20 protein-coding genes, 1 pseudogene and 1 other annotated feature are annotated in these 22449 nt (G+C 43.5%); of the genes and pseudogenes, 5 read left to right on the plus strand and 16 right to left on the minus strand.

The genetic code is table 11. The features are described 5' to 3' along the window. From M1F97_RS07530 to M1F97_RS07580, 11 genes are all read right to left on the minus strand, one after another. Positions 1-6677 (minus strand): KxYKxGKxW signal peptide domain-containing protein (locus tag M1F97_RS07530; protein ID WP_247944706.1); only part of this gene is annotated, 6677 nt, incomplete at its 3' end. Between the two features lie 380 nt (positions 6678-7057). Further along, entirely contained in the window at positions 7058-7930 is an 873-nt protein-coding gene (gene rsmI, locus M1F97_RS07535; protein ID WP_173258865.1) for a 16S rRNA (cytidine(1402)-2'-O)-methyltransferase, read from the minus strand. A gap of 2 nt (positions 7931-7932) precedes the next feature. Further along, entirely contained in the window at positions 7933-8250 is a 318-nt protein-coding gene (gene yabA / locus M1F97_RS07540) for a DNA replication initiation control protein YabA (protein ID WP_000358229.1), read from the minus strand. A 39-nt stretch (positions 8251-8289) separates the two neighbouring features. Next, complete coding sequence (locus tag M1F97_RS07545) at positions 8290-9180, minus strand: DNA polymerase III subunit delta' (RefSeq protein ID WP_173258863.1); 891 nt, start codon at positions 9178-9180, stop codon at positions 8290-8292. Beyond that, on the minus strand, positions 9177-9815 hold the full coding sequence (tmk, locus tag M1F97_RS07550; RefSeq protein ID WP_173258861.1) for a dTMP kinase: 639 nt from the start codon (positions 9813-9815) through the stop codon (positions 9177-9179). Before tmk ends, M1F97_RS07545 begins: the two co-directional genes overlap by 4 nt. Before the next feature lie 120 nt (positions 9816-9935). After that, the gene (gene proC, locus M1F97_RS07555) at positions 9936-10733 is read right to left on the minus strand and encodes a pyrroline-5-carboxylate reductase (RefSeq protein WP_247944707.1); all 798 of its coding nucleotides are present in this window, start codon (positions 10731-10733) and stop codon (positions 9936-9938) included. 3 nt (positions 10734-10736) lie between these two features. After that, positions 10737-11999 (minus strand): glutamate-5-semialdehyde dehydrogenase, encoded by a 1263-nt coding sequence (locus tag M1F97_RS07560; protein ID WP_247944708.1) that lies wholly within the window; start codon positions 11997-11999, stop codon positions 10737-10739. 9 nt (positions 12000-12008) lie between these two features. Beyond that, a complete protein-coding gene (gene proB, locus M1F97_RS07565) occupies positions 12009-13118 on the minus strand; it encodes a glutamate 5-kinase (protein ID WP_247944709.1) in 1110 nt (369 codons plus the stop codon). A gap of 100 nt (positions 13119-13218) precedes the next feature. After that, positions 13219-14118: an RluA family pseudouridine synthase gene (locus tag M1F97_RS07570; protein WP_247944710.1), complete on the minus strand. Its 900-nt coding sequence runs from the start codon at positions 14116-14118 to the stop codon at positions 13219-13221. Continuing rightward, the gene (gene lspA / locus M1F97_RS07575; protein WP_247944711.1) at positions 14102-14569 is read right to left on the minus strand and encodes a signal peptidase II; all 468 of its coding nucleotides are present in this window, start codon (positions 14567-14569) and stop codon (positions 14102-14104) included. Before lspA ends, M1F97_RS07570 begins: the two co-directional genes overlap by 17 nt. Beyond that, a complete protein-coding gene (locus M1F97_RS07580) occupies positions 14566-15474 on the minus strand; it encodes a LysR family transcriptional regulator (protein ID WP_001025723.1) in 909 nt (302 codons plus the stop codon). The genes lspA and M1F97_RS07580 overlap by 4 nt, the downstream gene beginning before the upstream one ends. Here M1F97_RS07580 and M1F97_RS07585 point away from each other — a divergent pair. Beyond that, positions 15467-15538, plus strand: a pseudogene (locus M1F97_RS07585) (AraC family transcriptional regulator); the annotation flags it as partial. The gene M1F97_RS07580 and the pseudogene M1F97_RS07585 overlap by 8 nt on opposite strands. A gap of 165 nt (positions 15539-15703) precedes the next feature. On the opposite strand, the gene rpmA reads toward M1F97_RS07585, so the two are convergent. The 4 genes from rpmA to M1F97_RS07605 form a co-directional block, all read right to left on the minus strand. Further along, positions 15704-15997 (minus strand): 50S ribosomal protein L27, encoded by a 294-nt coding sequence (gene rpmA, locus M1F97_RS07590; RefSeq protein ID WP_000916509.1) that lies wholly within the window; start codon positions 15995-15997, stop codon positions 15704-15706. Between the two features lie 16 nt (positions 15998-16013). Beyond that, on the minus strand, positions 16014-16358 hold the full coding sequence (locus M1F97_RS07595) for a ribosomal-processing cysteine protease Prp (RefSeq protein WP_000613697.1): 345 nt from the start codon (positions 16356-16358) through the stop codon (positions 16014-16016). Positions 16359-16373: 15 nt separating this feature from the next. After that, positions 16374-16688 (minus strand): 50S ribosomal protein L21, encoded by a 315-nt coding sequence (rplU, locus tag M1F97_RS07600; protein WP_000109141.1) that lies wholly within the window; start codon positions 16686-16688, stop codon positions 16374-16376. Between the two features lie 34 nt (positions 16689-16722). Beyond that, positions 16723-16842 (minus strand) — a sequence feature (ribosomal protein L21 leader region). Positions 16843-16896: 54 nt separating this feature from the next. Then, the gene (locus tag M1F97_RS07605; protein ID WP_247944712.1) at positions 16897-17592 is read right to left on the minus strand and encodes a YoaK family protein; all 696 of its coding nucleotides are present in this window, start codon (positions 17590-17592) and stop codon (positions 16897-16899) included. 155 nt (positions 17593-17747) lie between these two features. Here M1F97_RS07605 and M1F97_RS07610 point away from each other — a divergent pair, with 155 nt between their 5' ends. Together M1F97_RS07610 and M1F97_RS07615 are read left to right on the plus strand one after the other, a co-directional pair. Continuing rightward, positions 17748-18725 carry a Gfo/Idh/MocA family protein gene (locus M1F97_RS07610; protein WP_247944713.1) on the plus strand — a complete coding sequence of 326 codons (978 nt, stop codon included), beginning with the start codon at positions 17748-17750 and terminating at the stop codon, positions 18723-18725. Further along, on the plus strand, positions 18722-19804 hold the full coding sequence (locus tag M1F97_RS07615) for a DEAD/DEAH box helicase (RefSeq protein ID WP_247944714.1): 1083 nt from the start codon (positions 18722-18724) through the stop codon (positions 19802-19804). The genes M1F97_RS07610 and M1F97_RS07615 overlap by 4 nt, the downstream gene beginning before the upstream one ends. Before the next feature lie 24 nt (positions 19805-19828). Here the strand turns inward: M1F97_RS07615 and M1F97_RS07620 are convergent, their stop codons facing one another. Further along, positions 19829-20206 carry a DUF1934 domain-containing protein gene (locus tag M1F97_RS07620; RefSeq protein WP_247944715.1) on the minus strand — a complete coding sequence of 126 codons (378 nt, stop codon included), beginning with the start codon at positions 20204-20206 and terminating at the stop codon, positions 19829-19831. A gap of 71 nt (positions 20207-20277) precedes the next feature. On the opposite strand from M1F97_RS07620, the gene M1F97_RS07625 reads away from it, so the two are divergent. Both M1F97_RS07625 and yidA read left to right on the plus strand, forming a co-directional pair. Next, positions 20278-21582: an HD domain-containing protein gene (locus M1F97_RS07625; RefSeq protein WP_247944716.1), complete on the plus strand. Its 1305-nt coding sequence runs from the start codon at positions 20278-20280 to the stop codon at positions 21580-21582. Between the two features lie 12 nt (positions 21583-21594). After that, entirely contained in the window at positions 21595-22401 is an 807-nt protein-coding gene (yidA, locus tag M1F97_RS07630) for a sugar-phosphatase (RefSeq protein WP_247944717.1), read from the plus strand. Positions 22402-22449: the final 48 nt, after the last annotated feature.

The following is a 22449-nucleotide window of genomic DNA, read 5'->3' on the forward strand; positions in this document are numbered from 1 at the left end:
CTTGCACTTACTGATGCTGAAGCTGATTGACTAGCACTTACTGATGCGCTAGTTGATTGGCTTGCTGATACTGATGCTGAAGCTGATTCACTTGCAGATACAGACGCTGAAGCTGATTCACTTGAGCTTACTGATGCGCTAGTTGATTGGCTTGCTGATACTGATGCTGAAGTTGATTCACTTGAGCTTACTGATGCGCTAGTTGATTGGCTTGCACTTACTGATGCTGAAGCTGATTGACTAGCACTTACTGATGCGCTAGTTGATTGGCTTGCTGATACTGATGCTGAAGTTGATTCACTTGAGCTTACTGATGCTGAAGCTGATTGGCTTGCAGATACTGATGCGCTAGTTGATTCACTTGAGCTTACTGATGCTGAAGCTGATTCACTTGCAGATACAGACGCTGAAGCTGATTCACTTGAGCTTACTGATGCGCTAGTTGATTGGCTTGCACTTACTGATGCTGAAGCGCTTTGGCTAGCTGATACAGACGCTGAAGCTGATTCGCTTGAGCTTACTGATGCGCTTGCTGATTGACTTGCACTTACTGATGCTGAAGCTGATTGACTAGCTGATACTGATGCTGAAGTTGATTCACTTGAGCTTACTGATGCGCTTGCTGATTGACTTGCACTTACTGATGCTGAAGCTGATTGACTAGCACTTACTGATGCGCTAGTTGATTGGCTTGCTGATACTGATGCTGAAGCTGATTCACTTGCAGATACTGACGCTGAAGCTGATTCACTTGAGCTTACTGATGCGCTTGCTGATTGGCTAGCTGATACTGATGCTGAAGCGCTTTGGCTAGCTGATACAGACGCTGAAGCTGATTGACTTGCAGATACTGATGCTGAAGTTGATTCACTTGCAGATACTGACGCTGAAGCTGATTCACTTGCACTTACTGATGCTGAAGCTGATTGACTAGCACTTACTGATGCGCTAGTTGATTGGCTTGCAGATACTGATGCGCTTGCTGATTGACTAGCTGATACTGATGCTGAAGCTGATTGACTTGAGCTTACTGATGCGCTTGCTGATTGACTTGCAGATACAGACGCTGAAGCTGATTGACTTGAGCTTACTGATGCGCTAGTTGATTGACTTGCAGATACAGACGCTGAAGCTGATTCGCTTGCAGATACTGATGCGCTTGCTGATTGGCTTGCAGATACTGATGCTGAAGTTGATTCACTTGAGCTTACTGATGCGCTTGCTGATTGACTTGCACTTACAGATGCTGAAGTTGATTGGCTTGCACTTACTGATGCTGAAGTTGATTGACTAGCTGATACAGATGCTGAAGATGATTGGCTTGCACTTACAGATGCTGAAGCTGATTGACTTGCAGATACAGACGCTGAAGCTGATTGGCTAGCTGATACAGACGCTGAAGCTGATTCACTTGCAGATACTGATGCGCTAGTTGATTGGCTAGCTGATACAGATACTGATGCGCTTGCTGATTGGCTAGCTGATACAGATGCTGAAGTTGATTGACTTGCAGATACTGATGCTGAAGCTGATTCACTTGCAGATACTGATGCGCTAGTTGATTCGCTTGCACTTACAGATGCTGAAGCTGATTGGCTTGCAGATACTGATGCTGAAGCTGATTGACTAGCACTTACTGATGCTGAAGTTGATTCACTTGAGCTTACTGATGCTGAAGCGCTTTGGCTAGCTGATACTGACGCTGAAGCGCTTTGGCTTGAGCTTACTGATGCGCTAGTTGATTGACTTGCAGATACAGACGCTGAAGCGCTTTGGCTAGCTGATACAGACGCTGAAGCTGATTCACTTGAGCTTACTGATGCTGAAGCGCTTTGGCTTGCAGATACTGATGCTGAAGTTGATTGACTTGCAGATACTGATGCTGAAGTTGATTCACTTGAGCTTACTGATACGCTAGTTGATTGGCTTGCAGATACTGATGCTGAAGCGCTTGAGCTTACTGATGCTGATGCTGAAGCGCTTTGGCTAGCTGATACTGATGCTGAAGCTGATTCACTTGAGCTTACTGATGCGCTTGCTGATTGGCTTGCAGATACAGATGCGCTAGTTGATTGGCTTGCAGATACTGATGCTGAAGCGCTTTGGCTAGTTGATACTGATGCGCTAGTTGATTCGCTTGAGCTTACTGATGCTGAAGCACTTTGGCTAGCAGATACTGATGCGCTTGCTGATTGACTAGCTGATACAGATGCTGAAGTTGATTGACTTGCAGATACTGATGCTGAAGTTGATTGGCTAGCTGATACAGACGCTGAAGTTGATTGGCTAGCTGATACAGATGCTGAAGTTGATTGACTTGAGCTTACTGATGCGCTAGTTGATTGACTTGCAGATACTGATGCGCTTGCTGAGTCGCTTGCACTTACAGACGCTGAAGCGCTTTGGCTTGCAGATACTGATGCTGAAGCTGAGTCGCTTGCACTTACAGACGCTGAAGTTGATTCACTTGCAGATACTGATGCGCTTGTTGATTCGCTTGCACTTACAGATGCTGAAGCTGATTCGCTTGCACTTACAGATGCTGAAGCTGATTGGCTTGCACTTACAGATGCTGAAGCTGATTGGCTAGCTGATACAGACGCTGAAGCTGATTGACTTGCAGATACTGATGCGCTTGTTGATTCGCTTGCAGATACTGATGCGCTTGCTGATTGGCTTGCAGATACAGATGCTGAAGTTGATTGACTAGCACTTACTGATGCTGAAGCTGATTCACTTGCAGATACTGATGCGCTAGTTGATTCGCTTGCAGATACTGATGCTGAAGCTGATTGACTAGCACTTACTGATGCTGAAGTTGATTCACTTGAGCTTACTGATGCTGAAGCGCTTTGGCTAGCTGATACTGACGCTGAAGCGCTTTGGCTTGAGCTTACTGATGCGCTAGTTGATTGACTTGCAGATACAGACGCTGAAGCGCTTTGGCTAGCTGATACAGACGCTGAAGCTGATTCACTTGAGCTTACTGATGCTGAAGCGCTTTGGCTTGCAGATACTGATGCTGAAGTTGATTGACTTGCAGATACTGATGCTGAAGTTGATTCACTTGAGCTTACTGATACGCTAGTTGATTGGCTTGCAGATACTGATGCTGAAGCGCTTGAGCTTACTGATGCTGATGCTGAAGCGCTTTGGCTAGCTGATACAGATGCTGAGTCGCTTGCACTTGCTGAAGCACTTTGACTAGCACTTGCTGAGCTTGATGCTGATTGGCTCGCACTGATGCTTGCTGATACAGATGCTGAAGCACTTTGGCTTGCGCTTACTGATGTGCTTGCTGATTGACTTGCACTTACAGATGCTGATGCACTTCGGCTAGCTGATACAGACGCTGAAGCTGAGCGACTTGCAGATACTGATGCGCTTGCTGATTGGCTAGCACTTACAGATGCTGAAGCTGAGCGACTTGCAGATACTGATGCACTCGCTGAACGACTTGAACTTACGCTGGCTGAAGCTGAGCGACTTGCAGATACTGATGCACTTGCCGAACGGCTTGAGCTTACGCTTGCCGAAGCTGATTGACTCGCACTAAGCGATGCACTCGCTGAACGGCTTGAACTTACGCTGGCTGACGCTGAGCGACTTGCAGATACTGATGCACTCGCTGAACGGCTTGAACTTACACTGGCTGAAGCTGAGCGACTTGCACTAAGCGATGCACTCGCTGAACGGCTTGAGCTTACACTGGCTGAAGCTGAACGGCTTGAACTTACGCTGGCTGAAGCTGAGCGACTTGCGCTGAGCGATGCGCTCGCTAAAGTGCTGGCACTTACCGATGCACTGGTTGACTGTCTTTGACTTAGACTAGTTGAAGCACTTCTACTCTTATAATCACTGTCAGAAAGTTTTATAGTAATCGTATCCGTAGTCTTATCTTTATAGATAATGGTAACTGTTCTATTATCACTAATAGTGAAAGAGTCTATACGTTTTTCCCGCTTATTATTTAATTTTTCAACGGCTGCTAATATACGTGCTTTTTCTTGAGAATTTAATTGAGAAACATTCTCTACTTGGAAGGTTTCAGTCGGTGCTACTCCCTCCATAATATCCGTCAGTCTACCTTGCACAATACGTACATTGCCCGGCGAATCATTTCCTGCACTATTACTATTACCAGCCTTATCCGTTGCTACTGCATTGCGTTGCCAACTATTTCTACCATTTTTATCATACTCTAGATTATCATTCAAATGAGCTCTTACAGTAATACGGGCTGGACTAGCAGTAGTCGCTGTGATATTCCCCGTTAAATGCTCTACAGTTCCCGTCCCATATTTATTATCTTCAAAGAAATTACTTCCAAGGGCTGAGCCATTTGCATCTGCATTTGAAACGATCTTAAATTCTGATAATTGCCCGCTATTATCTGTAGCAGTGAAATTAATTTGAATATCATCTCCTGCGTACACAATATAGTTGCCATTTACAGGGGTCAGGGCTTGACCATTACGAGTCACCGTCGCACTTGGAACTGGAACAGCATCCACATTAGCTGGGATAACATTTGTAGTATTATCACGGTAGGTAATGGTAATATTCCCATTTTCAGCTACCGCAATCGTTCCGGTTACGCCATCTTTCGTAAAATCACTACCAGATAAAAGCGACTGGTTTTTTTCTTTAAATTTTTCAAGTACTTGATTGCGTTCACTTACAGTCAAAGAAGAGGGATTCTTAACAATAACGGTATCCCCACTAACTGGGTTGTGGCGTTCGTTGAAGCCTTTGATATGGAAATTCGTACGTGCTGTCGCAGTCAGGCCATGAATATCTCTTACTGTGTACTCCAGAACATAGGTACCAGGCTTATAGGGTTTCCAAGTTCCGTTTTCACGACCCACCGTCCCTATTATGTTAATAGTGTATGTGGTTTGGGCACCTGATTTATTCCCCCATTGATCATAGGTGGATAGATCTCCAAATCCCCCTTTCTTGCTAGTTGGATAGTTCGGTGCATGTAAACCTGTAATAATAGCATTGGATGGGGAAGCCGTGATTTTATCCATCCCTTTATCATCATTCAGCCTTATCTGGAAATTAACTGATTCATCATTATAAATTGTGATATTAGATGGCATAGAGATTGTAGGCGGATTAGAGGCTGCACGTGAGTGTGACCCTCTAGCAATTTCTGTCCCATTTCGTGGATCACGCACACCAGAATTAGCCGCCAACACAGCATTGACAATCGAATTACGCGCTGAAGTAGCTTTTTGCAATACTGTTGTTAAATCACTAGTTGGATCAGTCAGGGCTTTTTCAATTTCTGTTACTGCAGCATTGGCCTTAGCAAGAGCTGAATCCGTATTTGGTAAATCAACCGCTTTTGCTAGATAGTCACCTATTTCAGCTGAAAGATTGGTCAACTTCCTACGGTTTTCTTCTTGTTGTTTAGCAGTGACTTCTGAAGATGCTAGTGCAACCGTAGCAGCTTCAATTAGGCTAGTTGTGGCAGAAGTTGATTGAACTCCACTGACACTATTCTTACCAGTGATTTCAGTTGTTTTTAATTCAGCTGAGTCAATTTCAAGGTTCTTTGCTTCTTTTGAAGTAGAAGGTTGCTGGTCAATTACTGTTGTCGATCCACTCTGTTCAACAGACAGACTTGACACTACAGAAACATTCGGTCCACTTGTTGATTGACTGGCACTAGCAGAAGTACTGACAGACTCTTTTGGTGAAGTGGTCACGGTCTTATCTACTGTTTGACTCTTCTCAGCTTGTTTGAGCGCATCCTTGCCTTGGGCTTGATTCTTATCAGCGATCACACCAGCGGCTAGGTTATTGCTAGTTGTTGCCACTTGGCTGCTGAGTTGGGTTGCGCTTGACAAGGCGTCACCTAGCTTGCTGGTCGCAAGGCTCTCAGCAGGAGCAGTCTTGACATCAAGGGATGCTGAGGTCGAAGTTGAGACAGAGGTTTGAACTTCTGACTCGCTAACAGAGCTAGTGCTTTCAGCTAGAGATGCTGAAGTTTGGACACTTACTGAAGGAGCAGGTTGAGCGCTAGCAGATGCTGACTCAGAGACAGGAGTTGAGGCTGATGCTTGCACACTCGCTGATTGCGATGGAGTTTCACTAACAGAGGCTGACTCAGAAGCAGGACTTACAGCTGACTGGCTGGTAGTAACTGAACTGCTAGCTGACGCACTTGCTGATAGACTAGCTGATACAGAAACGCTTGTCGAAAGAGAAGCACTTACAGATTGACTGACTGACTCAGAAACAGATGCAGAGTCTTGCTCTGCTTGTTCCTTCACTTCTGCTTGTGCTTGGGCAATGATAGAGTTATTGCTGGCTTCAGTTGTCGCATCAGCTTGGGGCTCAGTTGCGATGACTGCCTTACCAGTTTCCTTGTACTCAGATGTCTCATCTGCATATACAGTTTGCTCTTGAGTTACAACAAAACCTGCGGCCCCGGCGGCTAAGATGGCCCCTATACCTGCAAGCGTGTTGGCATTCAAGTGAGCGTGGTCAAGTTCTTCAGTGTCAGATAGGCTAGTCGAGACAACTTCTCCCATCCCACCGATACGGAAGAGATCCAGTTGGGAATTCGAGGCTTTTACCCAGTTTTTCCCCGATTTGTAAAGCTTATAGCGCTTTTTCTCATCCACGATCTCGAAATCTTTGTTAAATTTTTTACTTCGAAACATTCTATTCCTTTCCTTTTTTAAAAATTCCACTCTTTGTTAACCTCATGATCATTAACAAAGCGTGATACTTAAGTAAGAATTTCACGGAAATACAAGCATCAAGCCTAGTCAGTTAATGGCTTTTCAAGAGTTTTTTGATAAAATTCGATGGTTAATTGGCATAAAAGAGATGCACTTTTATATATGTTTTGCTCCAGTATATACCAGCCTCAATTCTATCAAATTTGAAGCTTCTTTTCAAGATTTTCGATTTCAATATAGCAAATTTATTTCTGCAATAGAAAAGCAGTGTAAAAGGATTACACTGTTCTTTATAAATACTGATTTTTTCTTAAACTGAGGTCTCAGAATTGATTAAAACTGGACTCATTTCCCTATCGTTAAGATTGATTTTCTTCCCAGTCGTGGTAGGCAGCATAGAGCTGACTTTTATTCCGCTGGTAGAGTTTAGCAACTTCTTTTATGGCTTGATTTCTCTTCATGCCTTGCTGGATACGGGATTGGATTTCTAAGAACAAGCCCTCCTCATCCTTTTCCTCCACATCCTGACTGGCACCTTCAACGATGAGAAGACACTCGCCCTTAAGCGGTGTCTCAGCGATACTTTCCAGCAATTCAGAGATCTTTCCTCGTTGGTACTCTTCATAGATTTTGGTTAATTCTCGAACCAAGACCACCGAGCGGTCACCGTAGACTTCTAGCATATTTTCTAGCGTATCTGCCACACGATGGGGCGATTCATAGAAAATCTGAGTTTCTGGATAATCTTTTTTCAAGTCGAAAAATTGCTTTTGCTGGCCTGATTTTCTCGGTAAGAAACCGTAAAAGATATGTGGCTGTGGTGCTAGGCCACTGGCAATTAAGGCAGAAATCCCTGCAGAAGCACCTGGAACTGTCACTACTGCAATATCTTCCTCAATAGCTGCCTTGACCAAATCATGACCAGGGTCCGAGATGCTAGGCAAACCCGCGTCAGAAACCTGAGCAATACTTTGTCCCGCTTTCAAAAACTCAATCAAATCAGGAATTTTTTCCTTGGCATTGTGCTCATGAAAACTGATTTGCTTAGTAGAAATATCAAAATGCTTGAGCAAAAGCCCGGTATTGCGCGTGTCCTCAGCCGCAATCCAATCCACTTCTTTCAAGGTTTGGATAGCACGAAAGGTCATATCATCTAGATTGCCAATTGGCGTTGCCACTAGGTAAAGCTTCCCATAGGGAGACTGCCCCTTAAAACTTTTTTGAATCTGCATGCCTACTCCCTGTACAACAACTCGTCACAGAACATACATTCTTCGTCCTGCTCTCGGCGTTGTCCATAAAAATCATTACATACGTGAAACCCGTCTTTATAGATTCGACGGACGCTTTCACGAACATGCTTAGCCTTGACGGGAGTATCTGCTTCCACCTCGCCTAAGCGTTCGCGCAACTTACTATTTTCCAAGCGAAGAGCTGTATTTTCCTCTACCAGGCTCTTGAGATTTTTCTTGATGGCTTCCACATCGGCCAAGGTCACCAATAACTGTTGGGAAAAATCATCCAGCGCGTCAAATAATTCTTTTTTGTCCATAAAACAGCCCTTTCCTTTCTTTATCGTTCATTTTTGAGTTTATATTTCTTTCAAGACCAGATATTCCATGGCATTTTGAAAACTGACATTAGCCTGCCACATTTTTCTGGCTTCTAGCAAATCTTGTAGAATCTGTCGAATCCTTGCTTGCAAGAGGTCCTGTCCACAAAGAACTTCGAGGATTCGCAAGACCTGATCTTGTTTTTCCTTGTCATCTGCCAAGCTGGCTAATTTAGCAACCTGAAGATAACTTTCTTTTTTCTTGGCTAATAACCAGGTCAGCAGGCGTTCACTTTCATCGACCAAGGTCCAAAAACTTGCCTGATTAGCCAACTTTTCTGCTTCAGCACGTGATTGACAAAACTGGGCTAAAAGAGTCGCTTTTTTCTTGACAAGCCCCATTTGTTCTAAAAGCAAGATGAGCTTTTCTTCTTGCTTTTTAAAGTGGAAAATCTGTGTCCGACTTCGGATAGTCGGCAACATCTTTTCCTCATCGCTGGTTAAGAAGAAAATGTAAACTTCACTCTGGGGTTCTTCGATGACCTTTAGCAGAGAGTTGGCTGCGTTGGGATGCATTTTCTCAGCTTGCTCGATAATAAAAACCTGTTGCTGGCTTTCAATCCCTGCTTGGGAAAACTGACCCACCAATTCTCGAATGCGCTCTGTCTTGATGACCTGATTGACTGGCTTGATTAAAGTAACATCGGGAAATTCTTCCTGTTCAATCAGCTTGCAGTTTCGACATTTTTCACATGGTAGAACGCCTACTTTATCCCTACAAAAGAGGCTCTTAGCCAAAAACTGCGCCATTTCCAAGCTTCCAAAGAAACCCGAAAAAAGATAGGCATGATTGAGCTGATCTTGTTCTAGGATACGGACAAAGCGGTCAAACTGGTCTGGTTGCCAAGCCTTTAGTTGATCTTGTTTCATCTTGTCAATCCCATTCTCTCAAACAAGACCGCCTTGGTTGTTTCCACAACTTGCTCCAAAGGAAGACTGGCATCAATCTTGGCAATACGATTTCTTTCTTTTTCCAGAAGAGAGAGGTAGCCTTGACGGACTTTTTTGTGCAAGTCTAAACCTTCCATGTCCAAACGATTGACCTCGCGGTCACTATTAGCAGCAATGCGAGCCAGTCCTTCTTCCACTTCAATGTCAAAATAGAGTGTCAAGTCAGGTTTGAGGCCATCTGTCGCAAAGTGATTGAGCCAATCAATGGCATCAATATCCAAGCCACGACCAAATCCCTGATAAGCAACGGAACTATCGATGAAGCGGTCCATAATGACCAACTTACCAGCTTCAAGAGCAGGCAGAACTTTTTCCACCAAGTGCTGTCTGCGACTAGCGATATAGAGAAGGAGCTCTGTTTTAGGATCCATCTGAGTATGACTTGGATCCAAAATCACTTGACGAATCTTCTCCCCAATCAAGACTCCGCCTGGCTCACGAGTTGTCAGCACCTCTACTCCTTTTTCCTCTAAAATTGGGAGTAAAGCCTCTAAAACACTGGTCTTTCCTGCTCCCTCTGGTCCCTCAAGAGAGACTAAAAATCCTTTTGACATGTCTAACTCATTTCTTTTTTTCTACCTTCTATTCTATCAAAAAAATAGGTTTTTGTGACAATCTTTTTGCGTCTTCTCCATTCAATCGACCATAAAAGAGGTTGGGAGTCATCCAACCTCTTATTTACCTAGTTCTTGTGTTCGTCTATAGGCTTGATGAACTGCATCCATGACTGTGCCTCTAAAGGCATGTTCTTCCAGACTTGCTACACCAGCGATAGTCGAACCTCCTGGGCTACAAACTTGGTCTTTCAAGACACCAGGATGTTGCTGACTTTCAAGAACCATTTGTCCTGCGCCAACTACTGTTTGGGCTGCCATTTTCAAAGCCGTTTCTCGGGGTAATCCTGTCTGCACAGCTGCATCTGCTAAAGCCTCGATAAAAAGGTAGACAAAGGCTGGTCCACAACCTGCTAGACCTGTCGCCGCATCGATTAAGCCATCCCCCAGCTCAACCAAGAGACCAGCTTTGGCTAATAACTGAGAAAAAAGACTATTGTCCTCAGCACGACAATTTGCTGACATGGCATAACTAATCACTCCTTGGCCGATAGCCACTGGAGTATTGGGCATGATGCGAATGATTCGGTGGTGACTGGGCAGAAATTTGGCCAGTCTTTCCAAGGTCAATCCAGCCGCCATGGAAATCAAAAGAAGACTCTCTCGTTTTTCAAGGATAGACTGATATTGAGAAAGCAGTTCAGAAAACTGAGCAGGCTTAACTCCTAGAAAGATTACATCTGCTTCTACAAAAATTTCTTCATTGCTAGAAGCCTGACCGCCGAAGTTGGCAATGAAAGCATCTACTTTCGCTTGACTACGATTGGCAAGGAGAATCTGTTCACCCGTCTTGGCCTGCAAAACAGCCTTAGCCAAGCTAGCTCCCATATTTCCCAAACCGATAAATCCAATCTTCATCTCTTACTCCCTTATCTGTCCGTCACCAGTAACCACATACTTGTAGCTAGTTAATTCCTTCAAGCCCATTGGACCACGCGCGTGCAGTTTCTGAGTCGAAATCCCCATCTCACATCCAAGACCAAATTGCCCACCGTCAGTGAAACGCGTTGAGGCATTGACATAAACCGCTGCAGAGTCTACTTGATCTGTAAAGTAAGCCGCAGCTTCAACATTTTCTGTCACAATGGCATCCGAATGATGGGTACTGTGGGCTTCGATATGCTCAACCGCTTCCTCTAAACTACTCACGACCTTAACCGCAAGGATATAGTCTAAAAACTCAGTGTCAAAGTCTTGGGCCTCAGCTGCTTGACCTGAAAGAAACTGACTTGCTTTACTATCTAGGCGGAATTGAATCGGTTCCAGTCCAGACTCCTTACGCTCTGCAACCAGCACTTTCTCCAAGCGAGGAAGAAAGCTTGCTGCCTTGTCTTCATGAACCAGCAAAACCTCCATTGCATTGCAGACAGAAGGACGACTGGTTTTAGCATTGTTGATGATAGACAGAGCCTTGTCTTCATCGGCATCCTTGTCCACATAGACATGGACAATCCCAGTTCCTGTCTCGATAACAGGTACGATAGCATTTTCAACCACAGCATTGATCAAGCCAGCACCTCCACGAGGAATGAGAAGGTCTAGATAACCCTTGGCCTTCATCATGGCATAGCTACTTTCTCGACTGGTATCTTCCACCAGTTGAATCACCTCTGGATGGATGGTAGTCGTCTCCAAACCTTTCTTCAGAGCTGTTACAATAGCATGAGCTGTTTGGTAGGCGTCCTTACCACTACGAAGAACAACCGCATTGCCACTCTTGAGAGCCAAAGCAGCCGCATCAGAAGTTACATTCGGACGACTTTCATAGATAATACCAATAACCCCCATGGCCACCCGTTTTTTGGTGATAACCAAGCCATTTTCAAGCTGACTTGTCTCTAGGACTTCACCAATAGGATCTGGTAAAGTAACCACTTCACGAATCCCAGATGCCATCGCTTCTATACGTCCCGCATCCAAATAAAGACGATCCAGCATGACATCTGAAACTTTCCCCTTGGCCGCTTCCATATCGAGGGCATTGGCCGCTAAAATCTCCTCAGTAGCTGCCAATAAATGATCAGCCATGACTAGCAAGGCTTGGTTTTTCACTGTTTCACTAGCAGTGTTGATCGATTTTTTAACAGCTTGTACCTTTTCAAATTGTTCTTGTGTACTTACCATCGTTCACCTCTAGAATTCTGTAAAGAGTAGCTGGATTTCAGGAGTAATGGAAATCCAGTCATCACGGTGAATCAAGACTCCCTTAGCTTTTTGAGAACGGAGCATATCTTCCAAGGCTGAAACGCCAAATTGGACACGTCCCTTTCCAAGAGATTGACCTGTTTCTTTATCTGCTACTGTGACAATATCGTGGTAAGAGAAGTTTCCTTCCACTTCTACCACACCCGATAAAAGGAGACTTTTCCCGTTTTTTGAAAGTGCCTCTGCAGCTCCACCATCTACCCAAATCGTTCCCTGACTTTGTGCATAGAAAGCCAGCCATTGTTTCTGGGTACGAAGTCCCTTCTCTTGCGCAACAAAGAAGGATCCATCCTTGATCTCTTCCGCTGCCTCAATCAAGGCATCTGATTTCATGGACGAGCAGATATAGACTGGCACACCCGACTCCGTCGCAATAGTTGCAGCTTTGATTTTAGTCAACATACCACCTGTACCATTAGACGAACCTGCTCCACCAGCCATATCAATAATCTCACGATTGATAGTCTCGATTTTCTCAAGACGTTTAGCTCTTGGATCTGAGTTGGGATTGCCAGTATAGAGACCATCCACATCGGTCAAGAGAACCAAAAGGTCTGCTTGGACCATAGCCGCTACCTGGGCACTTAGAGTGTCATTGTCCCCAACCTTGAGCTCATCAATGACGACACTGTCATTCTCGTTGATGATAGGAATGGCACCACGATGAAGCAATACAGACAAGGCCTGATGGGCATTCTTATAGCGACGTTTATCTACAAAATCATCCTGTGTCAGCAAAATTTGCGCGGAAACGATTTGACGCATGAGGAGGTTGGTTGTGTACTCTTCTAGGAGCAAACCTTGGCCTACTGCAGCCGAAGCTTGTTTATCTGCAATCTTGGTCGGACGCTTTTTAAAACCCAAAACTCCAAAGCCAGCGGCTACTGCCCCAGATGAAACTAAAATCAACTCATGCCCAGCCTCATGCAGCATAGCCAATTGCTGGGTAATTGCCTTTACTTTACTTCTTGATAAACTTCCGTCTTCATTTGTCAAGGAGGAGGTCCCCACCTTAAAGACGATTCGTTTGTACTTCATATTCTCACTCCGATTCTTCATATTTATCCATTATAACATGAATGCTTTAAAATAGAAAAGACTTGAAACAAAAAAGGTTGAGACAACAATCTCAACTCTTTTATCTATTCTCAGTTTGACGCAACCTTTCCAGCGTTTCTTTAAAAATCTCTGGAATATCTGCCGTGAACTCCAAGGTTTCACCTGTTCTCGGATGGGTAAAGCCTAGAGTCTTAGCATGGAGGAATTGTCCATGTCCTTTCAAGGTTTTGCGTGGACCATAGACCTCGTCACCCGCGACTGGATGACCAATATAAGCCATATGGACACGGATTTGGTGGGTACGTCCTGTTTCCAGTTGCAACTCCACTAAGGTATAATCACCAAAACGTTCCAAGACATGAAAACGCGTCACTGCCGGCTTCCCTTTAGCAATCACAGCCTGTTTCTTACGGTCTTTTTCGCTCCGACCAATCGGCGCTTCAATCACACCACGATCATTTGGCAGATTGCCGTGAACAATCGCCCAGTATTTGCGTAGAGACTTCTTATCTTTTAGCTCTTGGGCAAGTGCCAAGTGGGCCTCATCATTTTTAGCAATCATGAGCAGACCAGACGTGTCCTTGTCAATGCGGTGAACGATTCCTGGGCGGAGAACCCCATTGATACCTGACAGGTCCTTGATATGGTATATGAGGGCATTGACCAAGGTTCCGCTAGTATGACCAGCACTCGGATGGACAACCATGCCTTGAGGCTTGTTAACGACTGCTACATCCTCATCTTGGTAGATGATTTCTAGCGGAATATCCTCAGCCACATACTCCAAAACTTCTGGTTCTGGCACATGGTAAGTTACGACATCCCCCTCTTGGACCGTATATTTTGCTTTCTTGGCTTGCCCATTAACCAAGACTTGTCCAGCCTTGATTTGTTCATTAGCGTGACTGCGTGACAATTCTGTCAAATCCGACAGGGCCTTGTCTAAACGTTGCCCACCAGTTTCAATTTTTATTTCCATTTACTTCCTCTTTAAGCATTGCAATCAATAAAACAATGACACCAACTGTCAAATAGCTGTCAGCCACATTGAAAATCGCAAAGTTGATAAAGTCTAGGTGGAACATATCCACCACAAAACCTTGACTCATTCTGTCGATAAAGTTGCCCAGACCTCCCGCGATAATCAGAGTCAGTCCAAAGACCATCCAGATAGAGTCCTCCATATGCTTATGTAGATACCATATGGCACCTGCCATAACAACCAAGGTAATGATGGCAAAAAACCACTGCTGATCTTGCAGCATGGAGAAGGCTGCTCCTCTATTTTGCAGATAGGTCAAGCTAACAAGATTGGGTATCCACGAACGCACTTCACCCAGTGGAATCTGCTGGACAACATAATTTTTGACCAACTGATCCAACCCAATCAAAAGCAGTATAATGACTGCTACTATGCCTCTTTTTTTCATGATTTCCTCTTTTGATCAAAATATTCTTGCATAACCTCAACAAAAAGTGTCCCAGCTTGACTAAGCTCCACTTCTTCCCGTTTGACATAGACCATGCGGTTATCTAGATTATCCTTGAGGCGAATGACTGTAATGCCATTGACACTGTCACTATCTAAAAACCCAGATCCAGTCGCATAAGCATCCGTCCGCTCCAAAATACCATTCAAAGTAGCACGGTCCGTCACATTGAACATCTGTGAGCTCGCGCTGGTATCAACAAAGTTCTCTGAATAGTAAAGGTACTCGTCCTTTTCCTGAGTGAAACGAACTGTTGGTAGATCAGCTAAATCCTCCATGACTAGTTCTTCTTTCTGTGCTAAAGGATGCCCTTCACGAAGATAAATGTGAGTCTGGAAAGGAATTAGTTCAATAACTTCTAAACCAAGCTTTTCAACTCGTTGCATAATTCCCTTTTGATTTTGGTTGTTGAGGTAGATAATCCCAATCTCACTATGTCCTTGGGCCACTTCGTCTAAAATTTGAACTGTAGTAGACTCAAAAATACGAAAGTTCTTATAGTCAGGATAACGTTCTGAAAAGGCCGTAATGGTTGGTGGCAAGAAGTCATAGTGCTGGCTGGCAATGGAAAATTCATCCTTTTCTTCCTCAGGATTGGCATACTGATTTTGAAAAACATCAAAGCCTTTGACCAATTCTTGCGCTTTCTCATAAAATTCCATACCGCGACGTGTCAAAAACGTTCCTGAACTCGTCCGACGGAAAATTTTAAAGCCTAACTCTTTTTCCAAATCGCGCACAGAAATAGACAGACTGGGCTGACTAACATACATCTTTTCAGCAGCTTCACGGAAAGTACCGCTATTAGCAATAGCAACAACATAGCGTAATTGTTGAATATTCATCTTCTACCCCCAACTTCTCTATCTGTTCATTATACCATATTTTAGAAGTTTTCCACGTAGGAAAAATAATGTCACTCATAAAATTCATCTACACTAGTAACAAAGAATTATGGGTATCAAAACAAAAAAATAGGCTCTCCGAAAACTCGGAAAGCCTTATTTAATGCTACTTCTAGCTTCCTTGCCTTTTCATTTCAAGGCTCAGGATAAAAAGGTTCACTGAACCTTTTTATTTTGCGATTGGGTAAACAGAAACTTGTTTTTTATCGCGTCCTTTACGTTCAAAGCGTACTACGCCTTCAACTTTAGCGAACAAAGTATCGTCCCCACCACGTCCAACGTTTACACCTGGGTAGATGTGTGTACCACGTTGACGGTAAAGGATTGATCCACCTGTTACAGTTTGTCCGTCAGCTGCTTTAGCCCCAAGACGTTTAGCTTGTGAATCACGTCCGTTTGATGTAGAACCTCCACCTTTTTTGTGGGCGAAAAGTTGCAAGTTGTTAAGAGTCATTTTTAACATAATGTTTTCCTCCGTGTTAGTTTTCTGTGATAACTCTGGTTTGGACGAACTCAGAAGAGTTCTCCGATAAGTTTGCCATACCTAAGAAAAATGATTCGAAGAATAACTGCGTCATTTCTCTCTGGTGCGAAGGAAGATCCGCTGGTATTTCAACCTTTAGATAGCCACCTTCATCTTCGTTTAATTCTAGGATTGGTTCATAGCCTGCAAATTTCTCAATTGAATTGATAAAGTTAATGGCAAGCGTAGAAACCGATGCACACACGACATCTAAGCCGTATTCGCCACTCTCAGCGTGTCCAGTAATTTCCGCACTCCTCAGCTCGCCATCTTCGGCTCTCTCAAAGACTGCTTGTATCATGTGTTCTCCTTAAAATTAAGCGTTGATCGCGTTGATGACAACTTTTGTATATGGTTGACGGTGACCTTGTTTACGGTGGCTACCTTTTTTAGGTTTGTACTTGTAAGTAACAACTTTCTTTTGTTTTCCTTGTTTTTCAACAGTTCCAACTACAGTAGCTCCAGCAACAAGTGGAGTTCCGACAACAGTGTTTTCACCACCAACAAGAACAACTTCGTTAAAAGTAACTTCTTGACCAGCTTCAACGTTCAATTTTTCAACGTAAACTGCTTGACCAACTTCAACTTTAACTTGTTTTCCGCCAGTTTTGATAATTGCGTATGTGCTCATTATGCACCTCCTATGATTTTTAGGGTTTCCCCGTATTTTTGTGAAGACTCGCCTAGCATCGTGGGACGAACCACTTAAAAGAAGAGCTCTAAGCATAACAAAGTTTAAATTTTGTATACGACGAGCAACGATGTTCGTGCGGTTGCACAGGATTGTGCATAGTCAACTCTTCAAGTATAGCATATCTTCTTTTTTCTTACAAGCGAAATCAATCAAATTTAAGTTTTTCTTTCCCTTTTTTCCTCCAAGAAGCAAAAAGCATACAGATGTAAAAGATACTCATCATAATAGGAACACCAAGAATGGTCTTCTCTTGATAGTAAATCGTCAAATAAGCCGAAAAAATGACTCCAAAGACAAAACTGCTAAGCAAGCTAACAAAAATCAAGCCCTCTCGTAGGAAAGGCGTATGTTTGGTCCGAAAATAATCCCCAAAAGCTAACATGGTTCGTTTGATATTCCCTGTCATAAAAGCATTATTATAAGCAATACCTGACACTTCTCCAAAAGCAGTTGTCACCAGTCCCATACAAAAGGCTAATGGCGGTACGAGATAGATATTATCAACAGTTTGTGGCACAAAACCTATAATTAAGGACAGGATTGCAAGTGGAATCAAGGACAAAATCGGCTTTTTAACAATTCGTAGTTTTTCCTTATACAATGTCAGAAAAAAGACACCCATCATAAAGAAAAGCAAGGTCATTACTTTGGCACTGGCGTCCGATACATTTTGTTGAATGAGTCCTACAGAAAGAAAAACCACATTCCCAGTTTGTCCAGCCACAAGGGTGTTCCCTCGAACGATAAAGGTATAGGCATCTACATACCCTGCGCAAAAAGTCAAAAAAAGCGCTAGTCTCTTAGACTGACGTGATATTTTTCTTATTGGTAATAATCTCATTTTCTCCCCCCTTCTCATTTCTCTACTTATCTAAATATTGTACCACTTTCTCCAAGAAATGCGTAGTCCATTTGAAAATTTTTACCATCTGTTGGATAGTCCTTCTTTTCTATGTTATAATGAAGGAAGGATTTGAAGTCGGAAAAGGAGTATTTATGCTTAAATTAGGTGTCATCGGAACAGGCGCTATCAGCCATCATTTCATAGAAGCAGCCCATGCTAACGGAGAATACCAGCTAGTTGCAGTCTATTCTAGAAAACTAGAAACTGCCGCAACCTTTGCTTCTCGCTACCAGAATATCCAGCTCTTTGATCAATTAGAAGACTTCTTTAAGTCTTCCTTTGATGTAGTCTATATCGCTAGTCCAAACTCCTTGCATTTTGTGCAAGCCAAGGTTGCCTTGTCTGCTGGTAAGCACGTCATTCTTGAAAAGCCAGCTGTCACTCAGCCACATGAATGGCTAGATTTGAGGCAAACAGCCGAGAAAAATCACTGTTTTATCTTTGAAGCAGCTCGTAATTACCACGAAGAAGCCTTTACTACTATTAAGAATTTTTTAGTAGACAAGCAAATCTTAGGCGCAGATTTCAACTATGCCAAGTATTCTTCAAAGATGCCTGACTTGTTGGCGGGACAGACGCCTAATGTCTTTTCAGATCGTTTTGCTGGCGGAGCTCTTATGGACTTGGGGATTTATCCTCTCTATGCCGCTATTCGCCTCTTTGGAAAGGCTCAAGACGCGACTTATCAAGCTCAACAGCTTGACAATAGCATTGACCTAAATGGAGACGGTATCCTCTTCTACCCTGACTTTCAAGTTCATATCAAAGCTGGGAAAAACATCACTTCCAATCTTCCTTGTGAGATATACACAGCAGATGGAACCTTGACCCTCAACACGATTGAACATATCCGCTCAGCTATTTTTACCGACCACCAAGGAAATCAAGTTCAACTCCCTATCCAACAAGCTCCTCATACGATGACTGAGGAAGTCGCAGCATTCGCACATATGATCCAGCAACCAGACCAGACGCTCTACCAGACTTGGCTAGATGATGCAGGCTCTGTTCATGATTTACTCTATACCATGCGCCAGACTGCTGGCATTAGATTTGAGGCAGAAAAATGAAAACCAAACTACCCACTGAATGGCAGAAATTGAGCGACCAACTCGGTTTCCAAGAATTTACTCCCATTCAAACTCAACTATTGGAGTCCATTCTTACTGGAGAAAACCTCCTAGGAGTGAGCCCAACAGGAACTGGTAAGACCCTAGCTTACCTCCTGCCAAGTCTTCTAAGACTACAAAAGAAAAAAGCCCAGCAACTCTTGATACTAGCACCAAATACAGAACTTGCTGGACAGATTTTTGACGTATGTAAAACGTGGGCAGAGGCTATCGGTTTGACTGCTCAACTCTTCTTATCAGGTTCAAGTCAGAAACGCCAGATTGAGCGACTTAAAAAAGGACCAGAAATTCTCATTGGAACCCCTGGCCGTATCTTTGAGTTGATTAAATTGAAAAAAATCAAGATGATGAATGTGGAAACCATCATTCTGGATGAATTTGACCAATTGCTCGATGATTCTCAGATTCACTTTGTCGAAAAAATCACTCACTATGCACCTCGTGACCACCAACTTATCTACATGAGTGCGACGACCAAGTTTGACCAAGAAAAGATTGCACCAAACACGCGCACCATTGATCTCTCTGACCAAAAATTGGATAACATCCAGCACTTCTACATGCAAGTAGACCAACGTCACCGAGTAGACATGCTACGAAAATTGGCTCATGTAGAGGATTTCCGCGGACTAGTTTTCTTTAATAGCCTATCAGATCTTGGAAGTGCAGAGGAAAAACTACAGTATCGCGATGTCTTGGCTGTTTCCCTCGCTAGCGATGTCAATGTTAAATTTCGAAAAGTCATCTTAGAAAAGTTCAAAGACAAGCAGCTAACGCTGCTCCTTGCAACTGACCTTCTGGCACGTGGGATTGATATTGATAGCCTAGAATGTGTCGTAAACTTTGATGTTCCTAGAGACATGGAAACCTACACTCACCGTGCGGGGCGTACAGGTCGCATGGGTAAAGAGGGCTATGTTATCACTCTCGTAACCCATCCTGAAGAACTTAAAAAACTCAAGAAGTTTGCAAATGTACGTGAAATTGTCCTAAAAAGCCAAGAACTTTATATCAAATAAGGTTGGCTCGCACCAACCTTTTTCTTATCCCCAAGTAATTTCTAATTGATAGCTGGCAAAAGGATTTCCCTCTTGATTTTGCAGTTGATAGGCTAGGTGGATTTTTTGTCCTTCAACCTCGTAACGACTGGTCTGAATGATAAACTCCTGCATGCCCATGGGTGTGGGAATATAGGCTAAACTATCACTATCTTTTAGAAAACGCATGATGGTCTTCGGACTCGAGAAACGGGTCATCACCAGTTCTTCTTGATGAAACTTGAGAACCACTTTTTCCTTTTCCTCATTATAAAAGAGTAAATAGCTATAATCCCCCTTTTCACGCGCTTCCACATCATAGAGTTGGTCGATGACTTCCAACTGTTCATCAAACTGAATCGTATTTCGCATCCGAATCTTCACATCAAATCCTCTTTCTTGTCTCTTGTCCTACTATTTTACCAAAAAGAGCAGGATTTTGCTATAATGGTCATATGAACGAAAAAGTATTCCGTGACCCTGTTCACAACTACATCCATGTAAACAATCAGGTCATCTATGACTTGATCAATACAAAAGAATTTCAACGTCTGCGTCGTATCAAACAGCTAGGGACTTCCAGCTATACTTTCCATGGTGGGGAGCACAGTCGCTTTTCCCACTGTTTGGGGGTCTATGAGATTGCTCGACGTATCACGGAGATTTTTGAAGAAAAATATCCTGAGGAATGGAATCCAGCCGAATCTCTCTTGACCATGACTGCTGCGCTCCTACATGACCTGGGACATGGTGCCTACTCCCATACTTTTGAACATCTCTTTGATACAGATCATGAAGCCATTACTCAGGAAATCATCCAAAGTCCTGAGACGGAGATTCACCAAGTCCTGCTTCAAGTAGCACCCGATTTCTCGGAGAAGGTAGCCAGTGTCATTGACCATACCTATCCTAACAAGCAGGTCGTGCAACTCATTTCCAGTCAGATTGATGTGGACCGCATGGACTATCTCTTGCGCGACTCCTATTTTACAGGAGCATCTTATGGGGAATTTGACCTGACTCGAATCCTCCGAGTGATTCGTCCTGTCGAAAATGGCATCGCCTTTCAGCGCAATGGCATGCATGCCATCGAAGACTATGTTCTCAGTCGCTACCAGATGTATATGCAGGTTTATTTCCATCCAGCAACACGGGCCATGGAAGTTCTCCTACAAAATCTCCTCAAACGCGCCAAGGAACTCTATCCTGAAGACAAGGACTTCTTTGCACGCACTTCTCCTCATTTGCTACCTTTTTTTGAAAAGAAAGTTACTCTATCTGACTATCTGGCTCTGGATGATGGTGTGATGAATACCTACTTTCAGCTCTGGATGACCAGTCCTGACAAGATTCTCGCAGATTTGTCGCAACGCTTTGTCAACCGCAAGGTCTTTAAATCCATTACTTTTTCTCAAGAAGATCAAGACCAACTCATAACCATGAGACAACTGGTTGAAGACATCGGCTTTGATCCCGACTACTACACTGCCATTCATAAGAACTTTGACCTCCCTTATGATATCTATCGTCCCGAATCTAAAAATCCACGGACACAGATTGAGATTTTACAAAAAAATGGAGAACTGGCAGAACTCTCTAGCCTGTCTCCTATCGTTCAATCCCTTGCTGGCAGTCGCCACGGAGATAATCGTTTCTATTTCCCAAAAGAAATGTTGGACCAAAACAGTATCTTCGCAAGCATTACCCAGCAATTTTTACACTTGATTGAGAACGATCATTTTACCCCAAATAAGAACTAATAGAGGAAATATATGAGTATTAAACTAATCGCCGTCGATATCGATGGTACCCTGGTTAACAGTAAAAAGGAGATTACTCCTGAAGTCTTTTCTGCCATCCAAGATGCCAAACAAGCCGGTGTCAAAGTCGTGATTGCAACTGGTCGTCCTATCGTAGGCGTTGCCAAACTTCTGGACGACTTGCAGTTGAGAGACGAGGGTGACTATGTTGTGACCTTCAACGGTGCCCTTGTCCAAGAAACTGCTACTGGCCATGAGATTATCAGCGAATCCTTGACCTATGAGGATTATCTGGATATGGAATTTCTCAGTCGCAAGCTCGGTGTCCACATGCATGCTATTACCAAGGATGGTATCTACACTGCCAATCGCAATATCGGAAAATACACGGTGCACGAATCAACCCTCGTCAGCATGCCCATCTTCTACCGCACTCCTGAAGAAATGGCGGACAAAGAAATCGTCAAGTGTATGTTTATTGACGAACCTGAGATTCTCGATGCTGCAATTAAAAAAATCCCAGCAGAATTTTACGAACGCTATTCTATCAACAAATCTGCTCCTTTCTACCTAGAACTCCTTAAAAAGAATGTAGACAAGGGGTCAGCCATCACTCACTTAGCTGAAAAACTAGGATTGACCAAAGATGAAACCATGGCGATCGGGGACGAAGAAAATGACCGCGCCATGCTCGAAGTCGTTGGAAACCCCGTTGTTATGGAAAATGGAAATCCAGAACTCAAAAAAATCGCCAAATACATCACCAAAACGAATGACGAATCTGGCGTAGCCCATGCTATCCGTACGTGGGTACTGTAAAAAGGTACGAATAGACGAAAACCGCTCAGCAGAGCGGTTTTTACACTA

Origin of the sequence: Streptococcus oralis (assembly GCF_023110435.1) — a bacterium.
In the GTDB taxonomy this organism is placed as follows: domain Bacteria; phylum Bacillota; class Bacilli; order Lactobacillales; family Streptococcaceae; genus Streptococcus; species Streptococcus oralis_CF.